Source organism: Terriglobus sp. YAF25 (genome assembly GCF_052113305.1).
GTDB lineage: Bacteria > Acidobacteriota > Terriglobia > Terriglobales > Acidobacteriaceae > Terriglobus.
In genome coordinates, this window is sequence record NZ_JBFRCY010000467.1 from 1 (window position 1) to 5,839 (window position 5,839).

Consider the following 5,839-nt stretch of genomic DNA (forward strand, 5'->3'; position numbering starts at 1 on the left):
TCTATGGACGTTTTCCTCAATGAAAACGCCGCTGCACGCCCCTCCCGGAATAGCCCAGTAACAGGAAAAATGCTCTAGGTGCGACCGGCGGTATACTTTCAAGCGTGGCAAAGACGTTTTATATCGAGACCTTTGGCTGCCAGATGAATGCCCATGATTCGGAAAAGGTCATCGGCACGCTGCAGCATGAGGGCTATACCCAGGTGACGGACGAGGGCTCTGCTGACCTCGTCCTGTACAACACCTGTTCCATCCGTGACAAGGCCGAGCAAAAGGTCTTTCATCGCTTAAATGAGTACAAGCGTCTGCAGGGCGAAGGGAAGCGCTTTGGCGTGCTGGGTTGTGTGGCGCAGCAGGAAGGCGAAAAGATCTTCGAGAAGGCCCCGTTCGTCTCGCTGGTAAGCGGTTCGGCTTCCTACCGTAACCTGCCGGAGATGATTCGCCGTCTGGAAGCAGGGGAGAATCGCATTACCGGACTCGATGACCGCCAGACGGACGAGGCCTTTGATACCGAGTTCACTGCGCGGTCCAATCCGCACCGTGGCTATATCACTATCACCGAGGGATGCGACAAGTTCTGCTCCTACTGCGTGGTGCCCTATACCCGCGGCAAGGAGCGCAGCCGCACCTCGGAGTCGGTACTGACTGAAGCGCGCCGTATGGCAGATGCCGGCTTTACCGATATTCAGTTGCTCGGCCAGAATGTGAACTCCTTCAGTGATCCTCTCGGCAAAATGAATTTCGCCGAGATACTGGCTGCGGTTGGAGAGGTTCCAGGAATCCGCCGCGTGCGGTTTACGACATCGCATCCGCGGCACTTCACGAAGCAGATCGTCGAAGCAATCGATGCCGTGCCTACATTGTGTGACCACATCCATCTGCCGGTGCAGAGCGGATCGTCGGCCGTTCTGAAGGCGATGCAGCGCGAATACACCCGCGAGTGGTATCTGGAGCGTATCTCCTGGATCAAGTCCGCGAAACGGGACATCTCCATGACCACCGATATCATCGTAGGTTTTCCAGGAGAGACCGATGCCGATTTCGAAGAAACGGTCACTCTCTGCGGTGAGGTGGGCTATGACTGTGTCTTCGCGTTCAAGTATTCGCCACGGCCAAATACGCCGGCGGTCTCTATGTCGGAGACGGTCTTCGAAGATGTGAAGAGCCAGCGGCTGCAGGTTCTGCTCGATCGCCAGCGGGAGATTCAGCGTGCGCTCTATAGCCGGCATGAGGGCAAAGTGATCGAGGTGATGGTCGAGGGCTTTAACCAGCAGCGCGGCCAGATCATCGGACGGACCTCGCAGAACAAGACATTGAACTTCACCACTGCACAGCCGGTATTGCCGCAGATTGGCAGTTATGTTCCGGTAAGAGTGACGAAGTCGTTGCCGAACAGCCTGGTGGGCGAACAGGCCGGCGACGCAGAGGTTCCGGCAGCGGTGCTGAAGCAGGCCCAGCCTGTCGGTCTGGTGGTGCTGCAATGAACTTTCCTGGACTGCAACACGACGACACGCCGCTGGAGATCGAGATGAAGATCCGCGGCCTGATGATGGACCCTGTCACGAACATGCCGATCGTTGTGCTGAAGGATGTCGCGGGCGATACGGTACTGCCGATATGGGTTGGCATCTTCGAGGCGAATGCCATTGCTCTGGAGATTGAGAAGACAGCAACTCCGCGACCGATGACCCATGACCTTCTGCGGGATACGATCCGCGGTCTGAACGCCCAGGTGGACAAGATCGTAGTGCAGGAGCTGAAGGACGATACCTTCTATGCCGTCATCTGGATGCGTCAGGAGGGAGAGGTCGTAACCATCGATGCACGGCCGTCGGATGCTCTGGCGCTGGCGTTGCGCGCGGATGCTCCGATCTATGTTCATCGCGAGGTGTTGAAGAACGCCCGCCTATCGACTGCTGACGCACAGAATGTGACTGCGGAACAGATGCGTCAGTGGCTGGAAGGCCTGAACGATGATGAGATGGGCCGCTACAAGATGTAAGGCCTGGAAGGGGCGTGCAGCGGCGTTTTCATTGCGGAAAACGCCCATCGATGCCGAAGCCTTACCTGACACCCACAGGGAAATACTCTAGCTTTTCGCGGCAAGCAATTCCTGCAGGATTTTTTCCCATTTCGCCCCATACTCTGACCAGCCGCCCAGGTGACGTACGCGGTTGAGCGAGGCTTCGCGCATGCGCTGATGCATGCCTGGATCGTCGGCTATCCGCTGCATGCGGTCGGCAAGAGATGCGGCATCGCGAATCGGAACGATGAAGCCTTCAACACCGTCGGTGTAGAGATCTTCACTTCCCGTATTGTGTGAGGCAATCACCGGGCATCCGCATGCCATTGCCTGGGCCTGCACCAGGGCCAGACCTTCCTCAATGCTGGGAAGGACGAGTACGTGGCTCTTCGACATCAGAGTGATGAGGTCGCTTTGAGGGACTGGCCCAAGCCACTCCACAGAGGCATTCGGCAGCCGATCAAAAACCGGTTTGACCGCGTGGTCGACAGCTCCAGCAATGCGAAGGGGTCCTGGTTCCAGATCCGGAGATGGAGATGAGAGCGTCGACCTTGGTGCCATGGCCCTGGAGAGCGCGGAGGCGGCGCATGGTCCAACGGTCAAAGAGCGCTGCATTCAGAAGTTGAAGTTGCTGCGCCACTGGCGCCCGGTGGAGCTTAGACCGACCGTAGAAGTAGGCCGGCATGTGGATCCAGGGAAAGCTTTCAACTCGCTCTTTCGGCAGCCCCTCGCGTTTGAGCCGCGCCCATGGCCAGGTGGAGTAGACCTTCTCCAGGTGGCCTCGTTTCTGGAGTTCGGTTGCAAGGTCGAAGTGGTGAAAGACGCCGAAGACTGTCTGAATGACACGCATGAGTTCGTTCGGCGCCTTTTCTCTAGCGCTCGGCCAGGTTGTCCAGAAGCRTGTAGAACTCAGGGAAGCTGACACTGGCGACCTCTGCGTTCTGGATGATGGTCTCGCCTTCGGCACGCAGGGCAGCGACGGAGAAGGCCATCGCGATGCGGTGGTCGTGGCCGGTCTCGATGCGAGCTCCGTGGAGTTTTTGATTGCCTGGGATGTGAAGCCCATCTTCGAACTCTTCGAACTCGGCTCCCATCGCTTTGAGGTTCTTGGCTACCAGGGCGATGCGGTCGCTCTCTTTGACGCGAAGCTCCTGCGCATCGCGGATGCGGATACCTTCCTGTGTGTAAGGAGCGATGGCGGCAATCACCGGGAGCTCATCGATCAACTGCGCCGTAAGAGCACCGCTGATGTCAGCGCCCTTCAGGCCGCCCTGAACGCGGTTCACCTGGATGGTGCCCACCATCTCGCCGTGCTTCTCTTCAAGGTTCAGCACCTTGACCTTCAAGCCGATGCCTGTAAGAACGTCGAGCAGGGCCGCACGGGTGGGATTCATTCCCAAGCCGTCGAAGACCAGGTTGGAGTCGGGGAAGAGCAGAGCCGCACACAGGAAGAAGGCTGCCGACGAGATATCGCCCGGTACAGCAACATCAATTCCCGTCAACGTCTGTCCGCCGGCGATGGTGATCTTGTCCGCTGTACGGGTGAGCTCGGCTCCAAAGGCGCGCAGCGCATGTTCGGAGTGATCGCGGGTCCGGACAGATTCAGAGATCGAAGTCACACCCTCGGCCTGCAAGCCGGCAAAGAGAATCGCAGTCTTTACCTGTGCGCTGGGGATCGGCGTTGCAAAATCGATTGCCTTGAGTGGTGTGCCGAAGATAGTGACAGGAGCATGGCCTTCGGTCAGATCAATGCGGGCGCCCATCTGCGAGAGCGGCTTGCGAATACGTTCCATCGGGCGGCGGGTCAGGGATTCATCGCCAATGAGGGTAAAGACATGAGGGTGCGAGGCGATAAGCCCGGAAAGCATGCGCATGGTAGAACCGGAGTTACCGCAATCGAGCTGGCCCACTGGCCGTTCAAAGGCGCCGCCTACACCGGTTACTTCGATAGTGCCGTCACTCTGGGTGTTGACCTTCGCGCCCAGCGTGACCATGCAGCCGAGTGTGGAGTGTGGGTCGGCGCCGGTAGAGAAGTTGTATAACCGCGATGTGCCTTTAGCCAGTCCAGCCAGCATGGCGTAGCGGTGAGAGATGGACTTGTCGCCTGGAACGCGAAAAGAACCGTGCAGGTTCTTCGCGGGGCGGATCGTCTGAGTCGTACTAATCGTCTGCATCTTGAAATTTCTTCCGGGTAGCCATGAGCGGTCATCGTTATGCCGCGGAGGGAAATCTTGTGGAGACTCTGACGGCTAACGTGCGGACAACTTCGCACCCGGTTCTGAGCTTCCACTTCCGTTGAACGTTTGCCTTTGATTGTACCGTGAGGGGAGACGTGGAAAGTTCAACGGACATGGAGCACAACGACCGTTTCGTCGTCGAAGTGTTCGGTCTGAGACTGGAAATGTCCGACACCTTTTAGGATGGCTTCACCGGTAACCTGAGCTGTTGGATTCTTCAGCTTTCGCAGCACCTCGACCAGGCGTTCGTTACCGAACATCTCGTGTGACGAGTTCTCGGCATCCGTAATACCGTCGGAGAAAAAGACGATCTGGTCGCCTGGCTGGGTGGATAGCGTCAGTTCTTCATAGACGGCATGCGGGAACAGGCCCAGAGGAAAACCCTCCGCCTGGATGGTGCGAACCTCGCCACCGGTGACGAAGAAGGGCTGGACGGAGCCTGCGTTCGCGATGCTCAGCGTCTGTTCGTTATCGTCCCAGAGACCGATCAGCATGGTGACGTATTGTGCATCCAGCTTGCGTTCCTGTAACTGGTCGTTGAGGGTCGCCAGAAGGTGGCCGGGCGAGAGCTGCTGCGCTCCGAGAGAGCGCAGAATTCCTGAGACCAGCGCGGCATAGAGAGCTGCGGGCGCGGCCTTTCCAGAGACATCTCCCATGACGATCAAGGTCCGTCCAGAGCCATAGTCCAGGAAGTCATACATGTCGCCACCGATGGAGCGCGCGGGCAGGAACTTCGCGAAGAAGTCTGCGTGCGGGTGTGATGGCGGCGCACCCGGCAACAGGCGGAGCTGCACCTGGCGAGCCATGGCGAGGTCGCGCTCCATGCGCTGTTCTTCTTCGAGAATGCGCTCATAGAGCCGTGCATTCTCGATGGCGATAGCGACCTGGCCGGCCAGAGTTGTGAGCGTGCGCTGATGCTCTTCGTTGTAGTAGTTCGCCCGTGTATGTTCGACATCGATTACGCCGATGATCTGGTCTTTATAGACCAGCGGTACTGCAAGTTCGGAGCGGGTCTCAGGGTGGTAGTTGACGTAACGCGAATCCTTACGCACATCCGGAACCAGGACAGGAACACGTTCCTTGGCGGCGGTGCCGATGATGCCGTGACCGGGCTCGACGATGTGCTGGCGTTGGACTCGCTCCCCAAAACGGGTCGAGAAGCGATGCTCAAAATGCTTTGACCGGGAGTTCCAGAGCAGAATGCTGAACATCTGGAAGTCCACCACCCGCTTCATCAGTTGCCCAACCCGTTCCAGCAGGTCGTCAAGATCCAGAATGCTGGTCAACTCGCGCGAGATCTCGCCAAGAACGGTGAGCGTTTGCGCCTGGCGGGCGACTCGCGTGTAGAGCCGGGAGTTTTCGATTGCGATGGCGATGCGGGAGGCGACAAGTTCGAGCAGCCGCTGGTGTTCTTGCGTAAAGTAGGCGATCTGCGTCGATTCGATGTCGAGTACGCCAATCACCTTGTTTTTGCTGATGAGGGGAATCGCCAGCTCCGACTTTACGTCCGGATTTGCCGGGATGTAGTAGTCCTTCTTGGAGACGTCTTCGACCAGGACGGCGCGCCGCAGTTCTGCGG

6 protein-coding genes are annotated in these 5,839 nt (G+C 58.3%); 2 read left to right on the plus strand and 4 right to left on the minus strand.

Translation table 11 applies throughout. The annotated features are described in order from the left end of the window. Positions 1 to 104: 104 nt before the first annotated feature. Positions 105 to 1,484, plus strand: coding sequence for a tRNA (N6-isopentenyl adenosine(37)-C2)-methylthiotransferase MiaB (miaB, locus tag AB4043_RS18070; protein WP_442299477.1), 1,380 nt, complete (start codon positions 105 to 107; stop codon positions 1,482 to 1,484). Further along, positions 1,481 to 2,002 (plus strand): bifunctional nuclease family protein, encoded by a 522-nt coding sequence (locus tag AB4043_RS18075; RefSeq protein ID WP_442299478.1) that lies wholly within the window; start codon positions 1,481 to 1,483, stop codon positions 2,000 to 2,002. Before miaB ends, AB4043_RS18075 begins: the two co-directional genes overlap by 4 nt. An 87-nt stretch (positions 2,003 to 2,089) precedes the next feature. Here the strand turns inward: AB4043_RS18075 and AB4043_RS18080 are convergent, their stop codons facing one another. From AB4043_RS18080 to AB4043_RS18095, 4 genes are all read right to left on the minus strand, one after another. Next, positions 2,090 to 2,584 (minus strand): glycosyltransferase, encoded by a 495-nt coding sequence (locus AB4043_RS18080; protein ID WP_442307698.1) that lies wholly within the window; start codon positions 2,582 to 2,584, stop codon positions 2,090 to 2,092. Further along, positions 2,484 to 2,873 (minus strand): hypothetical protein, encoded by a 390-nt coding sequence (locus AB4043_RS18085; protein ID WP_442307699.1) that lies wholly within the window; start codon positions 2,871 to 2,873, stop codon positions 2,484 to 2,486. Before AB4043_RS18085 ends, AB4043_RS18080 begins: the two co-directional genes overlap by 101 nt. Before the next feature lie 22 nt (positions 2,874 to 2,895). Then, a complete protein-coding gene (aroA, locus tag AB4043_RS18090; protein WP_442307696.1) occupies positions 2,896 to 4,197 on the minus strand; it encodes a 3-phosphoshikimate 1-carboxyvinyltransferase in 1,302 nt (433 codons plus the stop codon). 167 nt (positions 4,198 to 4,364) lie between these two features. After that, positions 4,365 to 5,839: SpoIIE family protein phosphatase (locus AB4043_RS18095; protein ID WP_442307697.1), on the minus strand; the 1,475-nt coding region annotated here is incomplete at its 5' end.